This is a genomic window from Streptomyces daghestanicus (assembly GCF_020521275.1).
In the GTDB taxonomy this organism is placed as follows: domain Bacteria; phylum Actinomycetota; class Actinomycetes; order Streptomycetales; family Streptomycetaceae; genus Streptomyces; species Streptomyces griseoviridis.
In genome coordinates this window covers 115,770-141,663 of record NZ_BNDX01000014.1, presented here as the reverse complement: position 1 = coordinate 141,663, position 25,894 = coordinate 115,770, and the positions used below count along the sequence as shown (strand labels likewise).

Below are 25,894 nucleotides of genomic sequence, written 5' to 3'. Positions count from 1 at the left end.
CTGTTCAGGGTCGTTCCACAAGTGGCACGACGCCAGTCAGGCCGACATGGCCGAGGGGTGAGGCCGGGTCAGAGCAGAGTACGTCCCGACCGGAGGCCGCAGCCTCGGAGCGGCGACGGGTTGATCGGTCGACTGCGTCACACCTCCGATGGACTCACGTTGTAGAAAACGTTTCTTACTGATCTTTTCGTTGGTTCGGTGGGGTTGGCGAGTGCTGGGTGAGGCCGGTGTGGGCGAGGAAGGACCAGGGCAACTATCGCTTCTGTTTGATGCGGCGGATGCCCTGTTCCGTGGCGTCCGCGATGTCGGCGAGGTGGTCACCGGCGAGGTCGGCGAGCTCGTGGTCGGTCGTTGCCCTTGCCGGTGTCTGCCTGCTGCCGATGGCCGTACTGCACCGCATCGCCGAGACCGTGGAGTCGTCGTCCCCCTCGGCGTCCGCCGCCCGCCCCGGTCGGCGGGCCGTGCGGTCGCTGGTGCGTCAGCCGGGGGTCGCTGTGTGGGCGGGCGTCCTCGTGCCGCTGGTATGGATGGGCATCATGCTGCCGCAGGCGCTCATCCCGCCGCTGCTGGTGGACCGGGGCTGGCCGCTCGGCCGTATCGGGCTGCTGACCGTCCTGCTCGGTGGGGCGGCCGGGATCGCGGGGGCGTCCGTCACCGGGCGACTGGTCGCCCGGCTGGGACGCGGCCGGGTGCTGCTCATGGGCTGCGCTGGGCAACTGGCGGCAACGGGCGTGCTGTTGGCCGTGGCTGTCGGGGCGCAGGGGGCGGTCGCGGCGGTCGCGGTCGCCGCGCTCGGTCTAGCCCGGGGTGCGCTCAATACCGTGATCTTCACGGTCTTCATGGACTTCTGCCGACCGGCCACCGCGGGGACCGACTTCACTCTCCTGTCGGCCTGGGGCTTCGCCGTCGCGGTGGCGGCGCAGTCCGCGGGGCCACCGCTCGCCGGGGCCGTCGGCTACGGAGCGGCCGTCGCCGTCGCCGGGATGATGACCGCCGTCGCTCTGGTGTGGGCGCGGGCGGTGTACGGCCGTGAGGCACCGGATTCGCCGTCAGAGGGTGCCGAGCATGCCGTCCAGGACGCGCGGTAGGGCCCAGGCCAAGTCGTCGCGGGACACACTCGCCCCGGGCGGGCCGGGGACCGGTACGGCATCCGCGTCCCCGGCCTCGTGGGCACTTTCGGGGCCGACGCCCTCGGAGCGGGTGTGGCCCACCGGATGGGCGTTGAGCACGTGACCGAGCAGCAGATGCCACAGCACCCGGTACACGCGGGCGATATCGGCCCGTGATTCCGCCGTACCCCCGGCCAGCACCCTCAGTGTGCCGAGCGCGCTCTCGGCGAAGGCCGAGGCGCCGTCCGCCACATGCTCGCCCTCGGCGATGATCCGAGCCGCCCAACGGTGTTGTGACAGGTAGTCGTAGGCGTCCAGCCACTGGCCGATGACCTGTTCGCGGACGTCCGGGCACTTTCTCGGACCCGGGAGATGGACCGCGACGTCCTCCGCGAGGAGGCGGAGCAGTTCGTCGCGGTCCTCGATGTGGCGGTAGAGGGACGCCTGTCCGGTGCCGAGGCGCTGCGCGACCCGTCGCACGGTCAGCGCGTCCAGCCCCTCGTCGTCCGCGATGCGCCGCGCCATGGTGACGATGCGTTCACGCGACAGGATGCGCGGTCGGCCGGGAGCACGTGCGTTCACGCGGACACCCTACCCGCCGCCCCCCCCGGCTGGACTTGTGGCCCAGGGCGAAGGACGCCTATCCTCGTAATTAGCGAACACTGGTCGCAAATCAAAACGCAGAGGTGACCCTTGACAGCCCCCGCCGCCGGAGCCCCCGCCCGGCCAGGAACGAAGGCCCTGCTGGCCCTCATCCTGGCCGTCCTGTCCTACTCGCTCGTGCAGACGATGCTGGTGCCCACGCTGGGCATCCTGCAGACCGAGCTCGACACGAGTGCCGCGGGCGCCTCCTGGGCGGTGCTCAGTTCCACCCTGCTGGCGAGCGCGGTCCTCACCCCGCTCATCAGCCGGCTCGGCGACAGCCACGGCAAGCGACGCGTACTGCTGGTCACGCTGGCGCTGCATCTGCTGGGCAACATCGGCGCGGCAGCCGCCTGGAACGTCGGCTCGCTCATCGCCTTCCGTGCCGTCCAGGGCGTCAGCCTCGCGCTGCTCCCCCTGTCCCTGGGGCTGATCCGCGAGGTGCTGCCGCCCCACCGGGTGGCGTTCGGTCTGGGCCTCACCTCGGGCCTCGTGGGCGGTGCGGCCGGCCTCGGCCTGCTGGTCGGCGGCCTGATCGTCGACCACGCATCCTGGCGGTGGCTGTTCGTCGCGGGCGGGGCCCTGGTTCTGCTGGCCCTGGCCGCCGTGGTGCGGTACGTGCCCGAGAGCCGTCCGAGCGCACCGGCGCGGCTGGACCTGGCCGGTGCCCTCCTGCTGGGCCTGGCCCTGGTCTGTGTGCTGCTGGGGCTGACCGAGGGGCCGACCTGGGGCTGGTCCTCCAGCCGAGTGATCGGGCTCTTCGTCGGCGGCGTGCTGTTCTCCGCGGTGTTCCTGCGGTGGGAACGCCGGGCGCCGCACCCGCTGATCGACCCGGCCCTGCTGCTCGGCCGCCCGATCGCGGGAGCCCACATCGGCGCATTCCTTCTGGGTGCCACCCAGTTCGTCTTCTACGTCCTGGTGCCCAAGCTCGCCGAACTGCCGACGGGGCTGCCGCCGGAAGCGGCGCGTCTCGTCGATTACGGCTTCGGGGCTTCGGTCACGGCAGCCGGCCTGATCCTCATTCCCGGGACGCTGCTCGGCCTGCCGGCCAGCTCGGCCGTCGGACGGGTGGAGGGCCGGCTGGGCCCGCGTGCCCCGCTGGCGCTCGGGCTCGCGCTGAGCGCGGTGGGCGGGGCGGTCATGGCACTGTTCCACGCCCGGGAGTGGCAGGCCGTGGTGGCGTACGGCGTGATCGGCACCGGCTTCGGGTTCGCCATGGCGGCGCTGCCCAAACTGATCCACGACGCCACTCCGCCGCACGCCATCGCCACGGCCAACGGCATCAACACGGTGGCCCGGACCGTGGGCGGAGCCGTCGGCAGCCAGCTCGCCGCCGCGGTCCTGGCCTCCCGCACGATCTCCGGCACCTCGCTCCCCGACGACTCGGCCTTCACGCTCGCGTTCTGGATCGCCACCGCCATAGCGGCGTCCGGGGCGCTCTATGCCCTGATGACCGTCAATCGCTTGACCACTGAAGGAGGAAACGGTCAGGAATTCATTAGGACCAAAAAAGAGGTCGCCGATCAGGTAATGGGAGAATAAAAAGTGAGTCGACTGTCACGTCCGTCGATTCCGCCAACTCGCCCAATGAGCCACCGAAGAAAAGAAGTGCCAGGTGACGGGGGGTTCGACGGTCAGTAAGGGTACCCTACCTTGGCATGGAGCGAGGGTAGTGTCAACTGTCCGCGCAACCATGCCGAATGGCCGAGAAATGACGTTGCGAACAACGGTCGCAATCTGCCGGTGATCAACTCTTGCCAGACCCTTCAGGCATGTGCTGATACTTGTGCGGCCCGGGGAAGTTCTCGCCGTGTCGAAATCCCGGGACATCCGAACGCGCAGGAAAACCGTCCTTGCCTGGAGGGGTCTTGCCTGGTTCCGCCCGTCACACCGCACCGTCCTCCGGCCTTCCCATGAGCCAGGAGGACCTACGCCGGCACCTCGCGCGCAGCCTCCGGCTGGATCCCGCGGAGATCGGCGACGACGACGATCTCGTCGGCCTCGGCCTGGACTCCGTGACCGCCATGACGATGGTCGGAGCCTGGCGCGACGCGGGGCTGACGGTCACCTATCGTGAGTTCACCGTCAGCCCGACCGTGTCCGACTGGTGGGCCCTGCTGGCCGACGGCCGGTCCGAGACGCCGCCCGTCGCCGAGACGGTCACCGCCGTCGATCCGGGGGCTCCCTTCCCGCTGACGCCCGTCCAGCACGCGTACTGGATCGGGCGGCACGAGGGGCAGGTGCTCGGCGGGGTCGCCTGCCACGGGTACTTCGAGTTCGACGGGCCCGGTGCCGACCCCGCCCGTCTGGAGGACGCCGTCCACCGGCTGACCGAGCGCCACGGAATGCTCCGGGCGGTGATACGGGACGACGGCCGCCAGGAGATCATGTCCCGTTCCCCGTGGCCCGGTCTCACCTGTCACGACCTGCGATCGCTGAGCCCGGACGCCGCAGGGGAGCGGCTGCGGGCCGTCCGGGAGGAACTGTCCCACCGGTTGCTCGATATCCAGGCCGGTCAGGTCTTCGACATCCAGCTGTCCCTGCTTCCTGACGGCAGTGCCCGGCTGCACCTCGACGTAGATCTGATCGTCGCCGACGTCATGAGCATCCAGGTGCTCCTCGCGGACCTCGCGGCCCTGTACCGGGGCGTCGACCTCCCGCCGCTCACACTGAGCTTCGCCGAGTACCTGGCCGACCGCACTGCCCGCCGCCGCGAGGAGCGGGAACAGGCGCGGGCCCACTGGCGGGAGCGCGCCGAGCGGCTGACCGTCGGCGGCCCGCGCCTGCCGCTTGCCACCGACCCGGCCCGGGTGGTGCGGCCGCGCTTCCGGCGGCGCTCCCACCTGCTGGAACAGGCCCGCTTCGACCACCTCAAGGAGTGGGCCCGCGCCCACCGCGTGACCCCCTCGATGGTGCTGGCGACGGCGTTCGCGGAAGTCCTCGGCCAGTGGAGCGAGGACCGGCGATTCCTGCTCAACGTCCCGCTGTTCGACCGACAGGCGGGCCATCCCGACACCGAGCGGATGATCGCCGACTTCACCAACCTGATCCTGCTCGAAGTGGAGACAGGCGGCACCGCGCCCTTCGGGGACCGGGTGCGCGCGGTCCAGGACCGCTTCCAGCAGGACGTGTCGTATGCCGCCTACTCCGCGGTCGAGGTGCTGCGGGATCTCGCCCGGAGCCGGCCGGACGGGCCGGTCACCGCTCCCGTGGTCTTCGCCAGCAGCATCGGCGGACTCTTCGTGGACGACGACTTCCGCGGCCTCTTCGGCGACATGAGCTGGATGCTCTCGCAGACCCCGCAGGTGTGGCTGGACCATCAGCTGTACGAGACCCCCGACGGGTTGTTGCTCACCTGGGACACCGTGGACGCCCTGTTCCCCGACGGCCTGGTGGACGCGATGTTCACTGCCTACACGCACCTGGTCCGGCGCCTGGCCGAGGACGAACGGGCATGGACCGGCCCCGTCGCGCGGGCGCTGCCGCCCGCCCAGGCCGCCCGCCGTGCCCAGGTCAACGCCACCGCCGCACCCGTACCGGAGGGGCTGCTGCACGACGGCTTGATCGCCCAGGCCCGGCGCACCCCCGACCGCACCGCTGTCGTCGCCGCTGACCGCAGCCTCGCCTACGGCGAGCTCCTCGGCCGCGCCGAGGCCGTCGCCGAACTGCTGCGGGAGCGATGTCGATGTACCACCGGGGAGATCGTGGCCGTCGCCATGCCCAAGGGCTGGCAGCAGATCGTCGGCGTGCTCGGCACCCTGCTGGCCGGCTGCGCCTACCTCCCGCTCGACACCGCCCAGCCGCCCGCGCGCCGGGACCGGATCCTGAAGGACGCCGGGGTCCGCCAGATACTGGTGTGCGAGGGCGGCCCCGGCCCGGCTGGCTGGCCCGAGCAGGTCCGCGTCGACGCGGTCGACGACCTCACCTCCGCCGCCACATCGCCGTACACCTCACCACCGTACGGCGAACGGCCGCGGCCCGAGGACCTGGCGTACGTCATCTACACCTCCGGGTCGTCCGGCACGCCCAAGGGCGTGATGATCAGCCACCGCAGCGCGCTCAACACCGTCGCCGACATCAACACCCGGTACGGCGTGGGCGAGGACGACCGGATCCTCGGTCTGGCCGGCCTCGGCTTCGACCTGTCCGTCTACGACGTCTTCGGCCCCCTGGCCCGGGGCGGCGCCCTGGTGCTGCCCGCCCCCGACCGGCGCGGCGACCCCTCCCACTGGGCGGAGCTGATCCACGAGCACCGCGTCACGCTGTGGAACTCCGTCCCCGCGCAGCTCCAGATGCTCGACGACTGTCTGGGGCCCACCGCCGAGTGGGACCTGTCCCGGTTACGGCTGGCCCTGATCAGCGGCGACTGGATCCCGGTCACCCTGCCCGACTCGATCCGCGGCAAGCTGCCCGGACTGCGTGTGATCAGCCTGGGCGGTGCCACCGAGGCGGCGATCTGGTCCATCCACTTCCCCATCGGCACCGTCGACGAGAAGTGGACCAGCATCCCCTACGGCACCCCGCTGGCCGGCCAGACCTTCCACGTCCTGGACGCCGAGGACCCCGCACTGCCCCCGTGCCCCGACTGGGTCACCGGTGAGCTGTACATCGGGGGCGTCGGGCTCGCCCTGGGATATCTCGGCGATCCGGAGCGCACGGCCGAACGGTTCGTCCGCCACCCGGTCACCGGCGAACGGCTCTACCGCACCGGCGACCTGGGGCGCTACCGCCCCGACGGCGTCATCGAGTTCCTCGGCCGGGCGGACTCCCAGGTCAAGGTGCTCGGGCACCGCATCGAACCGGGCGAGATCGAATCGGCCCTTGAACGGCACCCCTCGGTCGGGGCCGCCTGCGTGCTGGCCGACGGCGGCCGTACGGACCGCCGCCTGGTCGCCTTCGTGACCGGCAGCCACCGCACCCGGAACGCCGGCTCCACGGCGGAGCTGGCGGCAGCCGCCGACGCCGCCGGACGCTCCGCCGCGAAGGCACCGGACGCGGCCCGGATGCGCGCCTTCCACACCGCGCTCGACGAGGCCGTGCTGCTCACCGTCGGTCACGTGCTGCAAGAACCCCTCGCCGAAAGGCATACCGCGGACGAGGTGCTGCGGCTGATGCGGGCAGTGCCCCGGCACCATTGGATCGTGCGCCGCTGGCTCGGCCTGCTGCACGAGGCGGGCCGGGTGACCCACGATCCCACCACCGGCATGTACACCGCCGCCCCCGGGGCGCTGCCGGACAGCCGGTCCGAGGTCGACGCGGCCTGGCGGCGGGTGCGCGAGCTGCACGCCCACGGCCACGACCAGTGGTCGCCGGAAGCGGTCGCGCTGTTCGAACGCAGCGGGGCCCGCCTGCCCGAGCTGGTCAGCGGCGCTCAGGACGAGGTCCACCTGCTCTTCCCCGAGGGGCGGGCGGACACCGCCGTGTCCCTCTTCACCGACAGCCTGATCGCGCGCTACACCAATGCCGCCACCGCCGGAGCCCTGCGGGAGATCGCGCTGAACCACACCCCGGACCACGGTCCGCTGCGGGTGCTGGAGGTGGGGGCCGGTGTCGGCGGCACCAGCGCGGCAGCCTTCGAGGCCCTGGCCGACCAGGACGTGGAGTATCTGTTCACGGACGTGTCGCCGTTCTTCCTCAACGGAGCACAGGAACGCTTCGCCGACGTCCCCTTCGTGGACTACGGCCTGTTCGACATGAACACCGACCCGCGCTCCCAGGGCCTGGACCCGAACTCCTTCGACGTGATCGTCGCCGCGAACGTCCTGCACAACGCACGGAACGCGGCCACGATGCTCGGCCGGCTGCGGGAACTGCTCGCCCCCGGCGGGCGGCTGCTGTTCACCGAGCCGACGCGGGAGAGCCCGGAACTCCTGATCTTCATGGCCTTCCTGATGGACGCGGGTGAGACGGGCGTCGACTTCGCCGACGTCCGACGCGGCCAGGACCGGATGCTGCTCGACCGGGAGGAGTGGACCCGGTTGCTGCGACAGGCGGGCGCCACCGAGCTGTGGCACCTGCCGCGGGACCCCGGCCCAGACGCCGACCTGCTCCCGCCGTCGCTCGGACAGGTGCTGCTCGCCGCCCGCTTCAAGACCGATCAGGCCCGGGTGAGCCCCGACGCCCTCGGCACCTACCTGGCCGGCCAGTTGCCGGCGCACATGGTGCCCTCCCGTACCCAGGTGCTCGACGCCCTGCCGCTGACCGCCAACGGCAAGGTGGACCGGGGCGCGCTGGCCGCCTGGCTGCGGGCTGCCCCGGACCCGGCCGCCGGCCGCAAGGGGGCGCTCCCGCCGCGGGACGCGCTGGAGGAGGCGATAGCCGGCCTGTGGGCCGAAGTGCTGGGGGCCGGTGAGCAGATCGGCGTCGACCAGGACTTCTTCGCGGCCGGCGGCGATTCCCTGCTGGCCACCCAGCTGATCGGCAAGGTCCGCGGACAGGTACCGGAGGCGACCGGGCACGGCTTCGACGCCCTGCTGAGGTGTCTGATCGAGTACCGGACGGTCGAGGCTCTCGCCGCGGCCGTACGACAACCCCCGGGCGTGGACCCCGGTGAGGAGCCGGGCCGGTGAGTGCCGTCCCGTCGCGCCGGTCCGGCCTGCTGCAACGTCACACTTCCGGGCACCGAGGCCGGGCACGGCTGGTGTGCCTGCCGCACGCCGGAGCCGCACCCGGCATGTTCGTGCCCTGGGCCGACGGTCTGGGCCCGGACGTGGACCTCGTCTCGGCGCGGTACAGCACGCCCGACGATGTTCCCCGCAGCGTGGCCGACCTCGCCGACCGCGTCGCCGGAGAGCTGGAGCGCCTGTCCCGGCGCCCCACCACACTGTTCGGCCACAGCATGGGCGGCATCGTCGCCTACGAGGTGGCCCGCCGCTGCTCGGCCCGAGCCGGCCTCGTACGCCTGGTCGTGTCGGGCACGGTGTCTCCCGCCGCGCACCGGCCGGGCGGCACCCACCGGCTCGACGACACCGCGTTCGTCGCGGAAGTGCTCGCCCTCGGCGGCACCGCCCCGCACCTGTTCGCGGACCCTGCCGCCCGCGCCGTGTGGCTGCCGCCGATCCGCCAGGACTTCCGGCTGATCGACACCTACCGGCACCGGCCCGGACCACCGCTGACCTGCCCGGTCACCGCGATGGCCGGGCAGCACGACCACGAGGCACCGCCGGACCTCATGCGGTCCTGGCAGGACACCACGGCCGCCGACTTCGATCTGAGGGTTTTCCCCGGCGGCCACTTCTATCTGCTGGACGCCCAGCGAGCGGTCGTCACCGAACTGCGGCGCCGGCTGGAGCGGCCGAGCGCCGTGCCGTCCCCCCTCACCCTGCCCTGACCGGCGGCGCACCACCGGACGCACCCGTCCCCCACTCACACACTCCACCCGCAAGGAGTTGCCCGTGCAGTTCGGCCTGAACTTCTTCCCCGTCATCGACCCGGCGCGCAAGAGCGCCCCGCAGTATTACCAGGAAACGATCCAACTGGCCCTGCTCGCCGAGTCGTCGGGCTTCGAGCACGTACAGACGGTGGAGCACTACGGCTCCCCGTACGGCGGCTACTGTCCCGACCCGGTCACCCTGCTCACCGCCATCGCCGCCAGGACCAGCACGATCCGCCTCACCACCGGCGCCGTCATAGCCGCCTTCAACCACCCGCTGAAGACGGCGGCCAGACTGGCCATGCTCGACAACCTTTCGGGCGGACGGCTCGACGCCGGCTTCGGCCGGGGTTTCCTTCCCGACGAGTTCGCGTGGTTCCAGGTGCCCATGGCCGAGAGCCGGGCCAGGTTCGCCGAGATGGTCGACGCGTGCGTCGCCCTGTGGTCAGAGGAAAGCGTCACATGGACCGGGGATTTCTACCGGTTCGGCCCGGTCTCCCTGCTGCCCCGTCCCGTGCAGCGACCGCACCCGCCGGTGTTCGTCGCCTCCGCGACAAGCGCCGAGTCCTGCGCCGCCGCCGGCAAGGCCGGCCACCACCTCCAGGTCGTGCCGTCCGTCACCTCGCGCGAGCAACTGCGGGAGATGCTGGCGGCCTACCGCGAGGCATGGGCGGCGAGCGCCCACCCCGGTCGTCCACGCATCCAGATCAAGTACACCTGCTACCTCTCCGAGGACCGGGCCGAGGCGCTCGACGCTGCCGAGCGGTACGAGCGCAACTACGTCGAGCACATGGCGGGCGCGGTGGCCGGCTGGGCGGGAGCCCGCAGCGACCAGTACCCCGGGTACGAGAAGTTCGTCGACAAGGTCCGCGACTACGACTTCGCGGCCTCCCTGGCCGCGAGGAAGGTACTGGCCGGCACCCCGGCCGAGGTCCGCGACCAGCTCGCGGCCATCGCGCAGTGGTACGGCGACGACCTGACCGTCAGCATCCAGGTCAATCCCGGCCACATGCCCTACGAACAGAGCGAACGCGCCCTGCGGCTGTTCGCCGACCACGTGATGGCGGAGGTGTGACCGTGCTCGACGGATGTGTCGCCAGACCGCAGGAGGAGATCGACCGCTACCGCGCAGCCGGATACTGGACCGGTGAGCCGCTCGGCGCGGCGCTGCGGCGCTGGGCCGCCACCCACCGGGACCGCACCGCCCTGGTCGGGGAGGGACGGCGCATCTCGTACGCCGGACTCGACTCCTGGGCCGACCGCCTGGCGGCCGGGCTGCGCGGGCTCGGCATCGGTCCCGGCGACCGGGTGGTCGTGCAACTCCCCAATGCACCCGACTTCGTGGCCGTCTGCTTCGGCCTCTTCCGCCTCGGGGCGGTGCCGGTGTTCTCGCTTCCCGCCCACCGGTCGTACGAGGTGCGTCACCTGTGCGAGCTGTCCGGTGCGGTCGCCCATGTCGTACCCGGGTCACAGCGGGGCTTCGACCATGTGGGAATGTCCGTGGCCCTGCGCAAGGAGGTCCCGTCCCTCCGGCACACGCTGGTGGTGGGCGAACCACGGCCCGGGACACCAGGGGACGTCGTCCTGCTGGACGGCCTCACCGGGCACCCGGGCAAGGCGTACGCGCCGGACCCGACGGACGCGGCGTTCTTCCTGCTCTCCGGCGGTACGACGGCCCTGCCCAAGCTGATCCCGCGAACGCACGACGACTACGGCTACCAGATCCGCACCACCGCCGAGGTGTGCGGTCTCGGACCGCAGACCGTGTACCTGGCGGTTCTGCCGGTGGAGTTCAACTTCACCTGGGGGTGTCCCGGCATCCTCGGCACCCTGCACGCCGGAGGCACCGTGGTGTTCGCTCCCGACCCGAGCCCCGACACCTGCTTCCCCCTGATCGCCGCCGAGAGGGTCACCCTGACCTCCGTGGTGCCCACCATCGCACACCTGTGGATGGGCGGGAACGAGCACGCCCGGCACGACCTGTCGAGCCTGGCTCTCCTCCAGATCGGGAGCGCCAAGCTGCACCGGCACGTCGCGGAACAGGTCCGTCCAGTGCTCGGATGCGCGCTCCAGCAGGTCTTCGGGATGGCCGAGGGGCTGCTGACCATGACCCGGCGCGACGACCCGGATGACGTCGTCCTCGCCACCCAGGGACGGCCCGTCTCACCGGCCGACGAGATACGCGTGGCCGATCCGGTGACGGGGGAGCGGGCGGAGCCCGGCGAGGTGGGCGAACTCGTCACGCGTGGTCCCTACACGCTGCGTGGCTACTACCGGGCGCCGGAGCACAACCGGACGGCGTTCACCGACGACGGCTTCTTCCGCTCCGGTGACCTGGTCCGGCTCACCGCGCGGGGTGATCTGGTGGTCGAAGGCCGGGTGAAGGATGTCGTGATCCGGGGCGGCGACAAGGTGTCCGCGACCGAGCTCGAAGGTCATCTGACCCGGCACCCCCGTGTCGCTCAGGCAGCCGTCGTGGCCGTTCCCGACCCGGCGCTGGGCGAGGCGATCTGCGCGTGCGTCATGCCCGACGGCGATCCACCGGGCATGCCGGAACTGCGGCGCATGCTGCGGGAGAGCGGCGTGGCCGACTTCAAGCTTCCCGACCTGCTGGAGATCTACGACGCCTTCCCGCTCACCGGTCTGGGGAAGGTCGACAAGAAGGCACTCGCGGCCGACGCCGCCGGCCGGCGGGCCGCGCGCGGTGAGGAGAACCACTGATGCGCGGCGACCGTGTGTACGACGTGCCCTTCGCCCGCCGGGGAAGCGTGCTGGACGACACCGAGTTCCGGGCACTGACCGAGGTGCTCCACTCCGATGCCCCGCTGTCCATGGGGAAGTGGCGCACCGCGTTCGAAGACGAGTTCCGCACCCTTGTCGGTGCCCGACACGCCCTGTCGGTGACAAGCGGAACCGTCGCACTGGAGATCGCGATCGCGCTGCTCGACCTGCGTCCCGGCGACGAGGTCGTGGCCAGCCCGCAGACCTTCCAGGCGACGATCCAGCCACTGCTCGACCTCGATGTCCGGGTGCGGTTCTGCGATGTCGACCCGTACTCGCTCAACATGGACCCGAACCGGCTGGCCGACCTCATCACCGAGCGGACCCGCGCCGTCCTCCTCGTCCACTACGGGGGCTGGCCCGCCGAGATGGAGGCGGTGATGGACCTGGCGCGCGCCCGGGGCATCGTGGTCCTGGAGGACTGCGCGCACGCCCTCGGTGCCGAGTACCGGGGACGCCGGCCGGGAGCCCTGGCCGACATCGCCTGCTTCAGCTTCCACTCCTCCAAGAACATCACCACTCTCGGCGAGGGTGGCATGATCACCACCGACCGCGACGACTGGGCGGAGCGCATCGAGCGCCGCCGCTCCAACCAGGTCGATGGCGTGTTCACCGGGTCCCCCGCCCCGCCCGGTGACGTCCCCGCACTGCTGCCATGGATGCAGTACTCCGCCTACATCTACCGGGAGTCGTGCGAGTGGGTGCGCAGATCGGGCACCAACGCCACCCTGTCCGAGGCGGCCGCCGCCGTCGGCCTCGCCCAGCTGGCCAAGCTGGACGCCTTCGTCGCCCGCCGCCGGCAGATAACCGCCCGGCTCGACGAGGTGGCGTCGGCTCATCCCGGGGTCCGCGTCCAGCGGCCCGGCAGCGGTATCGGGCACGCCCACCACCTCTACACCTGTTTCGTGCCGGGCGGCCCCGAGGCACGCACCCGGCTGGTACGGGCCCTGGACGAGCGGGGCGTGGAGATCCAGCTCCGGTACTTCCCGCTCCACCTCGTCCCGGAGTGGCGGACCCGTGGCCACGGCCCCGGGGAGTGCCCCACCGCTGAGCGGCTGTGGTTCACGGAACAGCTGAACCTCCCCTGCCACCCCGGACTGACCGACCGGCAAGTCGACCATCTTGTTGAAGCGTTCTCCGACAGCCTGGACGAGGTCCTGCCTGTCGGCGCCATGTCCCTACCGCGGCAAGGAGGCTCTGTCTGATGCCCTTGATCGAAGTCAAGCTGTACGAGAAGCGGGTAACGCCCGAGACGCGCGGGCAACTGATCGAGCGACTGACCGACGCCGCGGCGGAAGTGCTGGGGGACGAGGTACGGGAGCACACCTGGGTAGTGCTGCATCCGGTGCCCGAGACACACTGGGGAATCGCCGGCAAGCCGGGCGGCGACTGAGATGCGGCTCGGATGAGGACCCGATTCGACGACTGGCCCGTCGTGACCCTCCTCGCCGAGGGGGAGGCTCCGGACGTGGTACGCGACGCAGTACTGGACCTGCTCCACTCCGCGCTGGAACGGGGGCAGCCGTTCGCGGCCGTCCTCGACCTCACGGCCACGGCAGGCGCGAAGGAGGCCGACCGCGGCCCCCGGACCGCGGAACATGCCAGAGCGGTCGAGGAATCACGGCCAGCTCTGGCCAGCTGGTGCCGCGGCCTCGTGGGTGAACTCGGGGGCGCGCTGAACGGTCGGCAGCTCCGAACGCGGGCCTGCGAAATCATGGACGCAAACGGCCTTGGGTGCAGTTCCTCTGAAGTGAAGGTCGTGGATCAGGCGGTCAGTCTGTATGTGGCCAGGCCAGAGCTGGGGTAGAGGCGTTCGTGTTCGCGGGCGGTGTGGTAGGTGAAGTAGGCGTCAAGGTGTCCGTTGCTGGTGACGGCGCGGAGTTTGAGGACGGCTTCGGCGCCGGCGAGGCCCCAGCGGGCGCCGGTGATGTCGAGGCGGTCGGCGATGAGATGCCGGCAGGCTCCTTCGATCGCGCCGGTGGCGATGGGCCAGCCCGCTGCGAGGGCGGTGTCGTAGTGGAGTTGGTCGAGGTGGCCGGTGAGGTAGCGGTGGCAGGTGATGACGGCTTCGCGGGGTGAGGCCGCCAGGTGGGCCTGGTCGGCTTGTGCGAGGAGTTCGTCGGCGACGCGGGCGGCGTGACCGGCGAGGATCGCGGTGAGCCGGTCGGCGGTGAAGGCTTCGGCCTCACGGCTGCCGGGCTTGTGGAAGGCGTGCGCGGCCGCCCAGACGTATTCGGTGACGTGGACGAAGTCGATCAGGACGTGGATCGTCACGCCCCGGCGGGCGGCTTCGGCCTGGACGACGTCGAGCTGGTGTCGGGCGCCGTCGACCAGGACGATCCAGTGGCGCAGGTGGTGCGGGTCGCGGGCCTGGGCCTGGTCGAACGCCTCGGCGATGACCTCCTCGGGGGGTTTGACCAGGGAGGCGGTCAGCCACTTGTTCTCCGCCCTGGGGTGCGGGCGGCGGGTGCGACGGTGGCTGCGGCCCTCGGGCGGGCCGATCACGTCGTGCGGGCGGCGCGGGGCCGGGCGGATGTCGAAGACGCAGGCGATGGTGGCCATCCGTTTCCGGTTGGGTTTCTCGCCCGGGGCCAGCCGCCCCCGCCGGCCCGCGGCGGCGGCCCGGGCGGCCTTGCGGCGGGTGGCCTCGCGCAGGGCTTCGGGCCGCATGACCACACCCTTGCCGTCGGCCTGGATGACCAGCGGCATGTCCCGGCTGCAGGGCAGCGCGGTCTTCGCCCGGTAGAAGCCCTCGACATCCGCGGCGGTCTCGACGACGAGTTCCTCCAGCCGGCGTTTGCCCAGCACCGGCCCGCACTGCCGGCCGACGGCAGCCACGGCCTGGTCGAAGGAGCCGCGCACGGCCTCGGTGACGGCCAGGCGGCGCAGACCGGCCGAGTGCCGGCCCGCGGGCAGCGACAGAGCTACGTCCGCGGGATGCACGTTGCTCACCCCAGGTCCACGATGCGCGACCCGTCGTACCCTCACGTGGCCGAAGACGGTGGACAGCCACCGCTCATGCCCCTTCTCCCGCCACGGACGCGGGATGCCGTCGCCACCCGTCACCCTCAGGCAGGGACGGGCCGCGAGGTGTTCTTCCTCGCGCAGCGCGCGCAGGTCGAGGTGGTCCTGCAGCAGTTGGCGTATCAGCGCGCGTCCGGCTTCCTGGAGGTGTTCCTCCAGCTCACCATGGGTCCACTCTTCGGCCTCGCGGCCTGACAGGGTGGCCGTCAGCAGGTCGAAGGCACTGACCGAGCGTGCGAACGCCTCAGGCGTGCCCCGCATGTCGTAGGGTTCCATCCGGGCTCTTCTCTCGCAGGTTCGTTCTGGTTCGCACCTTCGAATCTAGAAGGAAGAGCCCTTCTTTCAGGGCGTGTTGGACGAATGAGTCTTTCTCGTGGCGGATGGGGTGAACAGGCCGGGAGTGGTCTCGTCCAGCCAGCCCCGTACCACCAGACGCTTCAGCTTCGACCGCGTCACCTCGATCTTCCCGTTCTCCACCGGCAACCCGATCCTGGGCACGATCTGCTTGGCCCGCACCGGCCCCGGCGCATCATCGACGACCTCGAGAATGTCCTGGTAGACCCGCGGCAGCACAGTCGCGGCCATGCCCGGCTGCCACTTCGGCACCGACAGCACCCCCACGACCTGGCGCTCGGCCCCGGCGAACGGCGATACGTCCGCCGCCGCCGCCGTCGGCGGCGTCTCGTCCGCAGCGCTGCCGTCGCTCATCCTCGCCAGGAGTTCCCCTGCCGTCTCACGGGTGATCACCAGCCGTGACAGCCTCTCCTGCTCAGCCTCCAGCCGCTCGGTCAACTCGGCCAGCTGGGCCTTGAGTTGTTCCACCCGGCCCCGGACCTCCGCCTCCTCGGCCTCGATCGCCTCGAACAACGAGCCCACCGACACCACCTCCTCCCCTCAGGGAGAAGACCTGCCCACCTGGACGCCAATCAACGTCTCCCCAGGTCAGCCCGTCCCTCGAAACGAGCCGCACCCAACGGCCTTCGCAGGGTCCGTCTGTACGATGCTCGGGCGTCTTGCCTCACGTACCTGGCCAACAAGGGGGTGCCGGATCACCTGCTAGCCAGGTGGGCTGGGCACACCAACGTGAAGACGACGAAGAAGTGGTACGTGAAGCCGGACGTGGCGGACCTGCTTCCAGCGGCGGGGGCATGGGGAGGTCTCGCAGGTGGCGTGTGACAGATCGTGACAGATGAAGGTGTGAACCCGTGACCGAAGCCAGGATCGAAACGCTGCAATACCGCTTTGACGGGCCAGAACACCTTCCTGTGTTGATCTTGGGGCCGTCCCTCGGTACCACCTGGCACATGTGGGACCGCCAGGTTCCCGAACTGGCCCGGCACTGGCGGGTCTTCCGGTACGACCTGCCGGGGCACGGCGGCGCGCCCGCCCACCCCGGGGGGTCCGTCGGTGACGTCACCGAGCGGCTGCTGGCCACGCTGGACGGGCTCGGCGTGCAGCGGTTCGGGTACGCGGGCTGCGCGTTCGGGGGCGCGGTCGGGATCGAGCTGGCGCTGCGGCACCCCGAGCGCCTCGCCTCCCTCGCGCTGATCGCCGCCTCGCCGCGGTTCGGCACCGCCGACGAGTTCCGCCAGCGCGGCGTGATCGTCCGCACCAACGGCCTCGACCCCATCGCCCGCAGCTCGCCCGACCGGTGGTTCACCGGCGGGTTCGCCGCCGCCCAGCCCGCGATCACCGAGTGGGCCGTGCAGATGGTCCGCACCACCGACCCCGGCTGCTACATCGCCGCCTGCGAGGCCCTCGCCTCCTTCGACGTACGGCACGAACTGGGCCACGTCGGCGTGCCCACCCTCGTCCTGGTCGGCTCCGAGGACCAGGTCACCGGCCCCGCCGAGGCCCGGACCCTGGTCGCCGGCATCCCCGACGCCCGCCTCGCCGTGGTCCCCGGCGCCTCCCACCTGGTCCCGGTCGAGCAGCCCGCCGCCGTCACCGACCTCCTCCTCCGGCACTTCACCACCGCCTGGCAGCCCGCCCCGGACGCCACCGGCCAGACCGTGCTGCCCGGCGTCCCCGGCAAGCCGGTGCTCGCCGCGGCGCCGCAGACGGTGCCCGTGGCCGAGATCGCCCCGGCCGTCGCCCAGCCGCAGGCCGCCCAGGGCCGGCCCGACCCCTACGAGGCGGGACTGAAGGTACGCCGCGAGGTCCTCGGGGACGCGCACGTCGACCGGGTGCTGGCCGACGCCGACGACTTCGCCGGCGACTTCCAGGAACTCCTCACCCGCTACGCCTGGGGCGAGGTCTGGAACCGGCCGGGCCTGGACCGCCGTACCCGCAGCTGCGTCACCCTCGCCGCCCTGATCGCGGGCGGCCACGCGGAGGAGATCGCCCCGCACCTGCGGGCCGCCCTGCGCAACGGCCTGACCCCGGCCGAGATCAAGGAGGTGCTGCTCCAGACCGCCGTCTACTGCGGCATCCCCGCGGCCGACCGCGCCTTCCGCATCGCCCAGCAGGTGGTCCGGGAGGAGACGACCCCCTCGGAATGACCCGGAACGACCTCGGGGCCAGGATGGAACCATGACGCTGAAGCTGACCAAGAAGTCCCACTCCTGCGTCCGCCTGGAGAAGGACGGACAGACCCTCGTCCTCGACCCCGGCGGGTTCAGCGAGGAGGACGCCGCGCTCGGCGCGGACGCCGTCCTCATCACCCACGAGCACCCCGACCACTTCGACGAGCTGCGGCTGCGCGCCGCGATGGAGATCAACCCGGCCGCCCAGGTGTACACGCTGCGGTCGGTCGCGGAGAAGATCACCGCCGCCTTCCCCGGCCGGGTGCACACCGTCGGCCACGGCGACACCTTCACCGCCGCCGGTTTCGACGTGCAGGTCCACGGCGAACTGCACGCCGTGATCCACCCGGACATCCCGCGCATTACCAACATCGGCTTCCTCGTCGACGGCGGCCGGCTGTTCCACCCCGGCGACGCCCTCACCGTCCCCGACCACCCGGTCGAGACGCTGATGCTGCCCGTCATGGCCCCCTGGAACAAGATCTCCGAGGTCATCGACTACGTCCGCGAGGTCCGCCCGCAGCGTGCCTACGACATCCACGACGCCCTCCTCACCGACCTCGCCCGCCCGATCTACGACCGTCAGATCGGGGCGCTGGGCGGCTCCGAGCACCTGCGGCTGGCGGCGGGGGAGACCACCGTCCTGTGAGTGTCGGAGGCGCCCGGTAGGTTGGGGGACATGCGCATCGCGACCTGGAACGTGAACTCGATCACCGCCCGCCTTCCGAGGCTGCTGGCCTGGCTGGAGAGCAGCGGCACCGACGTGCTGTGCCTCCAGGAGGCCAAGGTGGCCGAGGACCAGTTCCCGTTCGAGCCGCTGCGCGAGGCGGGCTACGAGGCCGCCGTCCACGCCACCGGCCGGTGGAACGGCGTGGCGGTGCTCAGCCGCGTCGGCCTGTCCGACGTGGTCAAGGGCCTGCCCGGCGACCCCGGCTACGAAGGCGTCCAGGAACCCCGGGCGATCTCCGCGACCTGCGGTCCGGTCCGCGTCTGGTCGGTGTACGTGCCCAACGGCCGCGAGGTGGAGCACCCGCACTACGCGTACAAGCTCCAGTGGTTCGAGGCGCTGCGCGCGGCCGTCGAGGGCGACGCCGCCGGCGACCGCCCGTTCGCGGTGCTGGGGGACTACAACGTGGCGCCGACCGACGACGACGTCTACGACCGCGCCGCCTTCGAGGGCTCCACCCACGTCACCCCCGCCGAGCGCGCCGCCCTCGCCTCCCTGCGCGGCGCCGGCCTGTCGGACGTCGTCCCGCGCCCGCTGAAGTACGACCACCCGTACACGTACTGGGACTACCGCCAGCTCGCCTTCCCGAAGAACCGCGGCATGCGTATCGACCTGGTGTACGGCAACACGCCGTTCGCCAAGGCCGTCACCGACTCCTACGTCGACCGCGAGGAGCGCAAGGGCAAGGGCGCCTCCGACCACGCTCCGGTCGTCGTCGACCTCGACGTCCAGGTCTCCTGAGGTCTAAGGGACCAGCAGCCGCAGGTCCACCGAGTCGGCCAGCGCCTTCAGCCCCGCGTCCCCGGGGTGCAGATGGTCGCCGCTGTCGTGGGCGGGCCGCATCCGCGCCGGGTCCGCCGGATCGCGCAGGACGGCGTCGAAGTCGAGCACGGCGTCGAAGGCGCCGCCGGTGCGCAGCCAGGCGTTCACCGCGCGCCGCTCGGCGTCCACGGCGGGCGTGCACGCGGCCCGGCCGCCGCAGGGCAGCACCGTCGCCCCGAGCACCCGCAGCCCGGCGGCCCGCGCCCGGTCCGCCAGCGCGCGCAGCCCGGCGGTCAGCGTCCGCGCGTCCGCGCCCGCCAGCAGGTCGTTCACACCCTCGAAGACGACCACCGTGCGCACCGAGGTCTGCGCGGTGACGTCGCGGTCGAACCGGTGCAGGGCGCTGACCCCGGCCTGGTCGGTGGAGACGCCGTCACCGGGGTAGCGGTCGGTGACCACACGGTTGCCCGAGACGCCGTGGTTGAGCACCCCGTAGCGGGGGACGGCGCGCTGCGCCCGCAGCCGTCCGGCGAGGACGTCGGGCCAGCGCCGGTTCGCGCCGACCGTCGACCGGTCGCCGTCGGTGATCGAGTCCCCGAGCAGGACGACCGACCCCGGCCCGCCGCCGACATCCACCCCGGTCAGCAGCGGCCAGGACGTCAGGCTGGTGGTGTACGCGCCGCCGGTCCGCTCCGCCGTGTGATCACCCGGCCCGCTGAGGTACGACCGCTGCACCGCGAGCCGGTGCACCGGCGCCGCCTTCACCGGGCCGGGCAGATGGAAGCTCACCAGCAGGTCGGCGCCCGCCGGCACCGCGAACCCCAGTGGATCGCTGTACGCCTGCGCCCCCGCCGGGATCACCGCGCCCCGCGCACCCCCGAACGTCAGCCGCGCGGGCGCCTTCCGCGCCGCCGCGCCCGACGCCCGGACCGCGACCGTCGCGCCGCCGATCCGCACGGGCGCCGCCGCGAAGGTGTTGTCGAACCGCACCCGCACCCGTGTCCCGCCCACCGAGGCGCGCACCACCAGCCGCAGCGTACGGTCCGTCCACGGCCCCACCGCCGGGTGACCGGACGTCGACGCCGCCCAGGTCCCCGTCCAGCCCCGCCCGGTGTCCCGTACCGCCAGCGCGAAGACATGCAGGTCCGTCGCGCGGGGCAGCCGCACCGAGGCCACCTCGCGGCCGGCCGCGAGCGGCACGGTCACCACGTACAGCCGGGCCCGCCCGGCGCTCCGGCCGGCCGGCGTGTTGACGCGCGGCACGGTCACGGCCCTGGTGGCGAGCGGGCCGGTGCGCCAGTGGGGCGCGAGGAGGCGGAAGCCCGACCGGCCGCCGTCCGCGTACGCCACCTCGCCCGGCCCGCCCGCCGTACCGCCGCCGGTGCCCGCCACCAGGAAGGCCAGTGCGTCACCGCGCCCGGTGACCCGCACCTCCTGCCCGTCCGCCCGCACGTTGTCCGGTTCGCCCGCGGGCCGGTCCGGCCAGGTCAGCCGGGCACCGAGCACGGTCAGCGGACGGCCCGGCGTCCAGCCGGCGGCGGTGAGACCCTGGGCGGAGAGGGAGGCGCCCGCACCGTCGAAGTCCGCCTCCGCGGGGCGGGCGTCGTCGCTGACGGCCGTGTTGTCGAAGTACCGCTCCAGCGGCAGCGGCGCCGCCGCGCGCGCCGGTGCGCCCGGCGTCAGGACCGCCAGCAGGGCGAGGACGACCGCGGCTCTCCGGACCCCTCGGCGCACGACCGGCTCCTCCCCCTCGACTCCCCCGACGGACGCACGCGAAAGTAGGGAGACCTCCGGCGGCCGTCAATGCGCCATGCCGCCGCGACCCGTCATGTCACCCGGAAGCGGGACCGCGCGCCTGTGGTGCGAACGGCGGTACGAATGCCAGGCTGGAGGCATGAACATCCCCTTCCTGGGCAAGCGGCGCGTCGATCCGGGGACTCGCGACCCGGAGGGCATCGCCGGCCTGCTCGCCGAGTGCGAGCTGCTGCGGTCCCAGGCGGACCGGGAGGGCGTCCGGCTGGACGACTCCCCGGCCTCGCTGGAGCAGCTCGACCAGGTCGTGCCCCGCTGGCGGGACGACGAGGAGATCCTGCCCTGGCTGGGCAACGACGCCGGGCTGTACCTGGGCACCGTCATCGTACGGACCGTGCCGGGGGCCGCCTGGTGGTTCAGGGCGGACGGCCAGCCGGTCGTCCGGCTCGCCTCCGGCCGGGAGTTCGACGTGGTGGCCTCCGGGCACGAGTGGGCCGCCAGCGGCGCGCCCGAGCTGTCGCAGTCCTACGCCGAGGTCGCGGAGACCTGAGCGGCCGGGCCGGGCATCGTGGTCTCGCCCTACCCCCATGGCCGTAAATACGGCTAATGCCCGGAAAGTGCGTGTCGGGTGGGGGCCGCTCTCCCGGCCGGATACCTTGCGGCAGCCAGGACACAGCTGAGGAAAAGGGCTGGGATGGTCATCGATCCAGTGATCGAGTCGAGTGACGCAAGGAAGCACGCGGGGGAGAGGGCCGGGGGCAGCGGGGGGCGCGCGAGCCCGTCGCGCCGGTGCCCACGCGCTCGATGCCGGTGCGGGTGCGCTCCGCGCCGGTATCCACGCACCCCGTTCCGTGACGCCCGGCACCCGGGCCGCGATGCCGGGTGCCGCCGCCTCCGGAGCGCCGGGCAGCTCGCCCGCCGGTGCGCCGGGCACCCCGGCTGACACCGCCGGGAAGCTCCTTCCGACAGTCGGACCCGTCCGGTGCCGGCCGCAGATCACTCCCGCCATGGAGAAGGTCAGCCGCGCGCCGGCCGGGCCCGCCGAGCCGGGTACGCCGAGCCGGGTACGCCCAGGGCGCCCGGGTCGAGGTCGCCGTCTCTCGCGGTTCCCCGGGTTGAGGTCGCCGTCTCTCGCGGTTCCCCGGGTTGAGGTCGCCGTACTCTCGCGGTTCCCCGGGGCGAAGCAGCCGTACCCCTCGCGTCGCCCGTACCCCGAACCCGGCGCCCCGGACGGCCCTGTCCAAGCGACCGGATCTGTCGCTTGGACGTCCCTTCGTGCATTCTTGGCGACGCGGTGGCGGCTCCGCCCCGCCCGTCACTGACCGGCCCCGCGCCCGTGCCACGACCCGCGCGGAGCGGGCGGGTACGTACCGCAGGTCTCCCTGCCCCCGCCTCCCGCAGCCCCGCCGCGCCGGCATCGCACCCCGGCCGGTGGCACCCCTGCGCGCAGCGGCGTCCGCACGTGTCCGCGAGGACAACGCGTCCGGTCAGGACAGCAGAGAAGGGACAAGGCATGAGGCATGCGAACCGGTACGGCTCGGTTCCCGGGCGCACCTTCGGGCGTACCAGAGCCGGCGCCGTCACCGTGGTGCTGGCCACCCTGGTGACCGCCCTGGCGGCGCCGTCCGGCGCGGCCGGAGCGCAGGGCGGACTCCGCCCGGAGACACAGTCGCTGGACGGCAGCGGCAACAACCGGGCGCACCCGGGGTGGGGGCGCGCCGGTGGCGCCTACGCCCGGCTGGCGCCCGCGCACTACGCCGACGGGCGCAGCAAGCCGGTCGCCGGTCCGGACCCGCGTTACGTGAGCAACCGGATCTTCGCCGACGAGGAGGTCCAGGGCGGCCGGGTGATGCCGGCGAACATCTTCTCCGAGCGTCAGGTCAGCCAATGGGCCTGGACCTGGGCGCAGTTCCTCGACCATACCTTCGCCCTGCGGCTGGGCGAGCAGGCCACGGACCCGCAGGGTGAGTCCGCCGACCTGACGGGCGACGACAGCGACCCGCTGGAACTGGTCTCCGGGAAGCACTACCTGCCGTTCACCCGGTCCACGCCCGCCCGGGGCACCGGAACCCGCTCGCCGCGGCAGCAGGTCAACATGGCCGGCTCCTACCTCGACGCGTCGGCCGTCTACGGCGGTGACGGCGAGCGGCTGGAATGGCTGCGGCAGGGCGAGGTCGACGGCGACCTCTCCGACAACGGCGCGAAACTCCTCCTGCCGGACGACTACCTGCCGCGCCGGGACGCCCGGGGCGACGCGCGGTCCGCGCCCGCCACCGACATCGACGGCCGGCTGCGTGCCGATCCCGGCAGTGCGGTGGTCGCCGGGGACGTACGCGTCAACAACAACATCGCGGTGACCGGCGTACAGACGCTGTTCGCCCGGGAGCACAACCGGATCGTGGACGCGCTGCCCGCCCACCTCTCCGAGGAGGAGAAGTTCCAGACAGCCCGGCGGGTCGTCATCAGCGAGATCCAGTACATCACCTACACCGAGTTCCTGCCCGCGGTCGGCATCACCCTGCCCGGCTACCGGGGCTACGACCCGAGGACCGACGCCACGCTCACCAACGAGTTCGCGACCGTCGGCTACCGCGCACACAGCATGATCCACGGCGCCACCTCCCTCAACCAGCCCGCGGGGCGCTACACCGAGGCACAACTGGAGGCATTCCGGGCCGCCGGGCTCGTCGTCATGGGCGCGCCGGACGGGCCGGTGAGCGTCGAGGTCAGCCTGGAGTTCATGCGGGACAACCCCGAACTCCTCAAGGACCTGGGCCTGGGGCCGCTCCTGCAGTCCCTCGGGGACAAGGCGCAGTACCGCAACGAGGAGATGACCGACCACCTGCTGCGCAGCGTCCCGTGCTCCGCGCCGAACGCCGACCCCGCCTGCGTCTTCGACCTGGCCGCCACCGACCTGGCCCGCAGCCGCGACCACGGCATGCCGTCCTACAACGACCTGCGCGAGGCGTACGGACTCGCCCCGGTGACGTCCTTCACCGGCATCACCGGTGAGGCCCGCGACACCTTCCCGCAGGACGGCGAGCTGACCCCCGGTGCCGAGATCGACGACCCGGACAGCGTCGACTTCACCGACATGCGCAACCTCTTCGGCAGCAAGGTCGGCTTCCAGGCGCTGCCCGGGGACACCTCCGCCACCACCTACACCCGGCGCACCCCGCTCGCCGCCCGCCTCAAGGCGATCTACGGTTCGGTCGACCGGGTCGACGCCTACGTCGGCATGCTGGCCGAACCCCACCTGAGGGGCTCGGAGTTCGGCGAACTCCAACAGGCCATGTGGGCGGACCAGTTCCGGCGGCTGCGCGACGGGGACCGGTTCTTCTACGGCAACCAGTCCGCCACGCTGAGGGCGATATCCCGGACGTACGGCATCGACTTCCGCCACCGCCTCGCCGATGTCATGGCCGCCAACACCGACATCGAGCGCTCCGCCCTGCCCGACAACGTGTTCTACTCCCACGGTGAGGTCCCCGCCGGGAGCTGCCGGGTGAGGTACGCGGCGGGCGAACCCGACGCCGCCGGCGCGTTCACCGGCACCCTCGAGATCAAGAACACGGGCCGGACACCGCTCACCGCCTGGGCGCTGCGCTACCGCTACGCCGACGGGCAGAAGGCCCTCGAGGCGAAGGGCGCCGTCGTGTCGCAGAACGGCACCGACGTGACCGTCCACAGCCCGGACTCCGGCGGCACCATCCGGCCCGGTCGGACCCTGCGGGTGCCGTTCACCGGCACCGCGGGCGCGACCGGCGGCGACGCCGCCGATCCGGCCGCCTTCACGCTGAACACCACCCGCTGCTCGACCCGGTAGGCGCCGCGCACCGGTCCCGGGGGCTACGGGGGAGTGTCGGCCCCGGGGACCGGTTCGCCGCCGACGAGCAGATTGATGACCGTGAGGTGCTCCCCGCAGTGCGGACAGGCGTGCAGGGCGCCCAGCCGGACCGCGGCCGGGCCGGCGGGCTCCCCGGCCCCGGCGGCCTGCTCGGCGCTCCGGCCGCGCCCCGCCCGCCACCACCGGGAGCGGCACCTGGGGCCGCAGAACCTGCGGTTCGGATTCCGGCTCGTCCAGGCGAACTCCGTGCCGCACTCTGCGCACCACCGGGGCGCGGTGACCATGGGGCCTCCTCTTCCGCTCGCGGGGCCGCGTGCTCCGCGCGCACCAGTACACCGCGGAACAGGTAACTCCGCCGTAACACAGAGCCACGGCCCCGGCCGCCCCGCCCGTCCCGTCCACCCGGTCCGTTCTGTTACCTGGCCGAGACGTCGCCTCCGGAAGGATGAGTGCCTGCGGACAAGGGGGCGATGAGGTGCGGAGGATGGCGGGCGAAGCGGCACGAGGGACCGGCCGGCGGACGGAACCGGTGGCGCGCGAGCGGGAACACGGCACACTGGACGTCCGCGCGGCCACCCGGCGCACCGCCCTGACCCTGTCCCCCGGACTGCCACTGGCCCAGTGGCGCCACCTCGGCCGGCAGATGTTCGTGGTCACGGACTCGTCGGCGTGGTGGCTGGGGGACTGGCTGATCTACGGTCGCAGAGAGTATCCGGACCGCTATCGCCGCGCCCTCACCGAGAGCGGCCTCGACTACCAGACCCTGCGCAACTACGCCTGGGTGGCGGGCAAGTTCGAGCCGTCCCGGCGCCGCGCGCGGCTCAGCTTCCAGCACCACGCCGAGGTCGCCGGCATTCCCCCGGACGAGCAGGACGAGTGGCTCGCCCGCGCCGAGCGGGAGGGCTGGTCCCGCAACGAGCTGCGCCGGCGGGTCAGGGCCCACCGCCGCGACGACCGGGCGCTGCCGCATCCGCTGGTCCCCCTCCGGGTCCCCTCCGACCGCCGGGTCCGGTGGCAGCAGGCGGCGGAAGCCGCAGGTCTGGACCTGCTGGACTGGATCGTCTCCCGCCTCGACGAGGCGGCCGGTGAACCGGTGCGCCCCGAGCCCTGGACGGACGCCGACATCGGAGCCTGAGTCTCCGTTTTCCCCTGGTGAGCGCCCGCGCGGGCGGCGGGCGGGCGGCCGTGTCCCGCCGGCGGGACGGGCCCGCCGGCCACCGGACCGCGTCACCCCGGTGGCGTGTCTCCGTTTTTTCGTCATATTCACGCCGCTGTCGAGCGATCGTGACGCAAAGGTGCGCAGCCCGCTCGACCTGCGGTTCTCCCCGTGTGCGGCGGCCCGGCCCCGGCACC

20 protein-coding genes are annotated in these 25,894 nt (G+C 72.3%); 14 read left to right on the top strand and 6 right to left on the bottom strand.

The window, feature by feature from the left end; all coding sequences use genetic code 11:
- Positions 1-253 precede the first annotated feature (253 nt).
- Positions 254-400, bottom strand: a complete 147-nt coding sequence (locus tag Sdagh_RS25930; protein WP_226535864.1) for a hypothetical protein — start codon at positions 398-400, stop codon at positions 254-256.
- Between Sdagh_RS25930 and Sdagh_RS25925 the strand changes: the two genes are divergently transcribed.
- Entirely contained in the window at positions 381-1,088 is a 708-nt protein-coding gene (locus tag Sdagh_RS25925) for an MFS transporter (RefSeq protein ID WP_229879920.1), read from the top strand. The genes Sdagh_RS25930 and Sdagh_RS25925 overlap by 20 nt on opposite strands.
- Here the strand turns inward: Sdagh_RS25925 and Sdagh_RS25920 are convergent.
- Positions 1,050-1,691 (bottom strand): TetR/AcrR family transcriptional regulator, encoded by a 642-nt coding sequence (locus Sdagh_RS25920; RefSeq protein ID WP_226535804.1) that lies wholly within the window; start codon positions 1,689-1,691, stop codon positions 1,050-1,052. The genes Sdagh_RS25925 and Sdagh_RS25920 overlap by 39 nt on opposite strands.
- Before the next feature lie 111 nt (positions 1,692-1,802).
- Between Sdagh_RS25920 and Sdagh_RS25915 the strand changes: the two genes are divergently transcribed.
- The 7 genes from Sdagh_RS25915 to Sdagh_RS25880 all read left to right on the top strand — a co-directional run bounded on the left by Sdagh_RS25915 (position 1,803) and on the right by Sdagh_RS25880 (position 13,297).
- Positions 1,803-3,293, top strand: a complete 1,491-nt coding sequence (locus Sdagh_RS25915; RefSeq protein WP_190078159.1) for an MFS transporter — start codon at positions 1,803-1,805, stop codon at positions 3,291-3,293.
- Between the two features lie 371 nt (positions 3,294-3,664).
- A complete protein-coding gene (locus Sdagh_RS36755) occupies positions 3,665-8,320 on the top strand; it encodes a non-ribosomal peptide synthetase (RefSeq protein ID WP_190078158.1) in 4,656 nt (1,551 codons plus the stop codon).
- Complete coding sequence (locus Sdagh_RS25900; protein ID WP_226535802.1) at positions 8,317-9,081, top strand: thioesterase II family protein; 765 nt, start codon at positions 8,317-8,319, stop codon at positions 9,079-9,081. The genes Sdagh_RS36755 and Sdagh_RS25900 overlap by 4 nt, the downstream gene beginning before the upstream one ends.
- 64 nt (positions 9,082-9,145) lie before the next feature.
- Positions 9,146-10,198, top strand: coding sequence for an LLM class flavin-dependent oxidoreductase (locus Sdagh_RS25895; protein WP_189423943.1), 1,053 nt, complete (start codon positions 9,146-9,148; stop codon positions 10,196-10,198).
- A gap of 2 nt (positions 10,199-10,200) precedes the next feature.
- Entirely contained in the window at positions 10,201-11,844 is a 1,644-nt protein-coding gene (locus Sdagh_RS25890) for a (2,3-dihydroxybenzoyl)adenylate synthase (RefSeq protein WP_226535800.1), read from the top strand.
- Positions 11,844-13,109, top strand: coding sequence for a DegT/DnrJ/EryC1/StrS family aminotransferase (locus Sdagh_RS25885; protein WP_189423939.1), 1,266 nt, complete (start codon positions 11,844-11,846; stop codon positions 13,107-13,109). Before Sdagh_RS25890 ends, Sdagh_RS25885 begins: the two co-directional genes overlap by 1 nt.
- Positions 13,109-13,297, top strand: coding sequence for a tautomerase family protein (locus Sdagh_RS25880; protein WP_189423937.1), 189 nt, complete (start codon positions 13,109-13,111; stop codon positions 13,295-13,297). Before Sdagh_RS25885 ends, Sdagh_RS25880 begins: the two co-directional genes overlap by 1 nt.
- A 371-nt stretch (positions 13,298-13,668) precedes the next feature.
- Here Sdagh_RS25880 and Sdagh_RS25875 read toward each other — a convergent pair whose 3' ends face one another.
- Entirely contained in the window at positions 13,669-15,204 is a 1,536-nt protein-coding gene (locus tag Sdagh_RS25875; protein WP_190078773.1) for an ISKra4 family transposase, read from the bottom strand.
- Positions 15,205-15,270: 66 nt separating this feature from the next.
- Complete coding sequence (locus Sdagh_RS25870; RefSeq protein ID WP_190078772.1) at positions 15,271-15,804, bottom strand: hypothetical protein; 534 nt, start codon at positions 15,802-15,804, stop codon at positions 15,271-15,273.
- 329 nt (positions 15,805-16,133) lie between these two features.
- Here Sdagh_RS25870 and pcaDC point away from each other — a divergent pair, with 329 nt between their 5' ends.
- From pcaDC to Sdagh_RS25855, 3 genes are read left to right on the top strand one after another with little or no spacing between them, the layout of a single operon-like run.
- Positions 16,134-17,429 carry a bifunctional 3-oxoadipate enol-lactonase/4-carboxymuconolactone decarboxylase PcaDC gene (pcaDC, locus tag Sdagh_RS25865; protein ID WP_190011673.1) on the top strand — a complete coding sequence of 432 codons (1,296 nt, stop codon included), beginning with the start codon at positions 16,134-16,136 and terminating at the stop codon, positions 17,427-17,429.
- A 37-nt stretch (positions 17,430-17,466) separates the two neighbouring features.
- A complete protein-coding gene (locus Sdagh_RS25860) occupies positions 17,467-18,102 on the top strand; it encodes an MBL fold metallo-hydrolase (protein ID WP_189424019.1) in 636 nt (211 codons plus the stop codon).
- A gap of 30 nt (positions 18,103-18,132) precedes the next feature.
- Positions 18,133-18,921 (top strand): exodeoxyribonuclease III, encoded by a 789-nt coding sequence (locus Sdagh_RS25855; RefSeq protein WP_189423934.1) that lies wholly within the window; start codon positions 18,133-18,135, stop codon positions 18,919-18,921.
- Positions 18,922-18,924: 3 nt separating this feature from the next.
- Here the strand turns inward: Sdagh_RS25855 and Sdagh_RS25850 are convergent, their stop codons facing one another.
- Entirely contained in the window at positions 18,925-20,676 is a 1,752-nt protein-coding gene (locus tag Sdagh_RS25850) for an SGNH/GDSL hydrolase family protein (RefSeq protein WP_190078743.1), read from the bottom strand.
- 160 nt (positions 20,677-20,836) lie between these two features.
- Here Sdagh_RS25850 and Sdagh_RS25845 point away from each other — a divergent pair, with 160 nt between their 5' ends.
- Entirely contained in the window at positions 20,837-21,244 is a 408-nt protein-coding gene (locus Sdagh_RS25845; protein WP_190078742.1) for a DUF6278 family protein, read from the top strand.
- A 963-nt stretch (positions 21,245-22,207) separates the two neighbouring features.
- Positions 22,208-24,520, top strand: coding sequence for a peroxidase family protein (locus tag Sdagh_RS25840; protein ID WP_190078741.1), 2,313 nt, complete (start codon positions 22,208-22,210; stop codon positions 24,518-24,520).
- A gap of 23 nt (positions 24,521-24,543) precedes the next feature.
- Here the strand turns inward: Sdagh_RS25840 and Sdagh_RS25835 are convergent, their stop codons facing one another.
- Entirely contained in the window at positions 24,544-24,825 is a 282-nt protein-coding gene (locus tag Sdagh_RS25835; RefSeq protein WP_189423926.1) for a DNA gyrase inhibitor YacG, read from the bottom strand.
- 200 nt (positions 24,826-25,025) lie between these two features.
- Between Sdagh_RS25835 and Sdagh_RS25830 the strand changes: the two genes are divergently transcribed.
- Positions 25,026-25,676, top strand: a complete 651-nt coding sequence (locus Sdagh_RS25830; RefSeq protein WP_226535798.1) for an LmbU family transcriptional regulator — start codon at positions 25,026-25,028, stop codon at positions 25,674-25,676.
- The last annotated feature ends 218 nt before the right edge of the window (positions 25,677-25,894 follow it).

Bases quoted from the DNA above. Each gene is read 5' to 3' on its own strand.
- Sdagh_RS25925 (WP_229879920.1), top strand. From the start codon at position 381: ATGGCCGTACTGCACCGCATCGCCGAGACCGTGGAGTCGTCGTCCCCC.
- Sdagh_RS25930 (WP_226535864.1), bottom strand. From the start codon at position 400: ATGCGGTGCAGTACGGCCATCGGCAGCAGGCAGACACCGGCAAGGGCA.
- Sdagh_RS36755 (WP_190078158.1), top strand. From the start codon at position 3,665: ATGAGCCAGGAGGACCTACGCCGGCACCTCGCGCGCAGCCTCCGGCTG.
- Sdagh_RS25885 (WP_189423939.1), top strand. From the start codon at position 11,844: ATGCGCGGCGACCGTGTGTACGACGTGCCCTTCGCCCGCCGGGGAAGC.
- Sdagh_RS25880 (WP_189423937.1), top strand. From the start codon at position 13,109: ATGCCCTTGATCGAAGTCAAGCTGTACGAGAAGCGGGTAACGCCCGAG.
- Sdagh_RS25875 (WP_190078773.1), bottom strand. From the start codon at position 15,204: ATGGAACCCTACGACATGCGGGGCACGCCTGAGGCGTTCGCACGCTCG.
- Sdagh_RS25855 (WP_189423934.1), top strand. From the start codon at position 18,133: ATGCGCATCGCGACCTGGAACGTGAACTCGATCACCGCCCGCCTTCCG.
- Sdagh_RS25845 (WP_190078742.1), top strand. From the start codon at position 20,837: ATGAACATCCCCTTCCTGGGCAAGCGGCGCGTCGATCCGGGGACTCGC.
- Sdagh_RS25840 (WP_190078741.1), top strand. From the start codon at position 22,208: ATGAGGCATGCGAACCGGTACGGCTCGGTTCCCGGGCGCACCTTCGGG.
- Sdagh_RS25835 (WP_189423926.1), bottom strand. From the start codon at position 24,825: ATGGTCACCGCGCCCCGGTGGTGCGCAGAGTGCGGCACGGAGTTCGCC.
- Sdagh_RS25830 (WP_226535798.1), top strand. From the start codon at position 25,026: ATGGCGGGCGAAGCGGCACGAGGGACCGGCCGGCGGACGGAACCGGTG.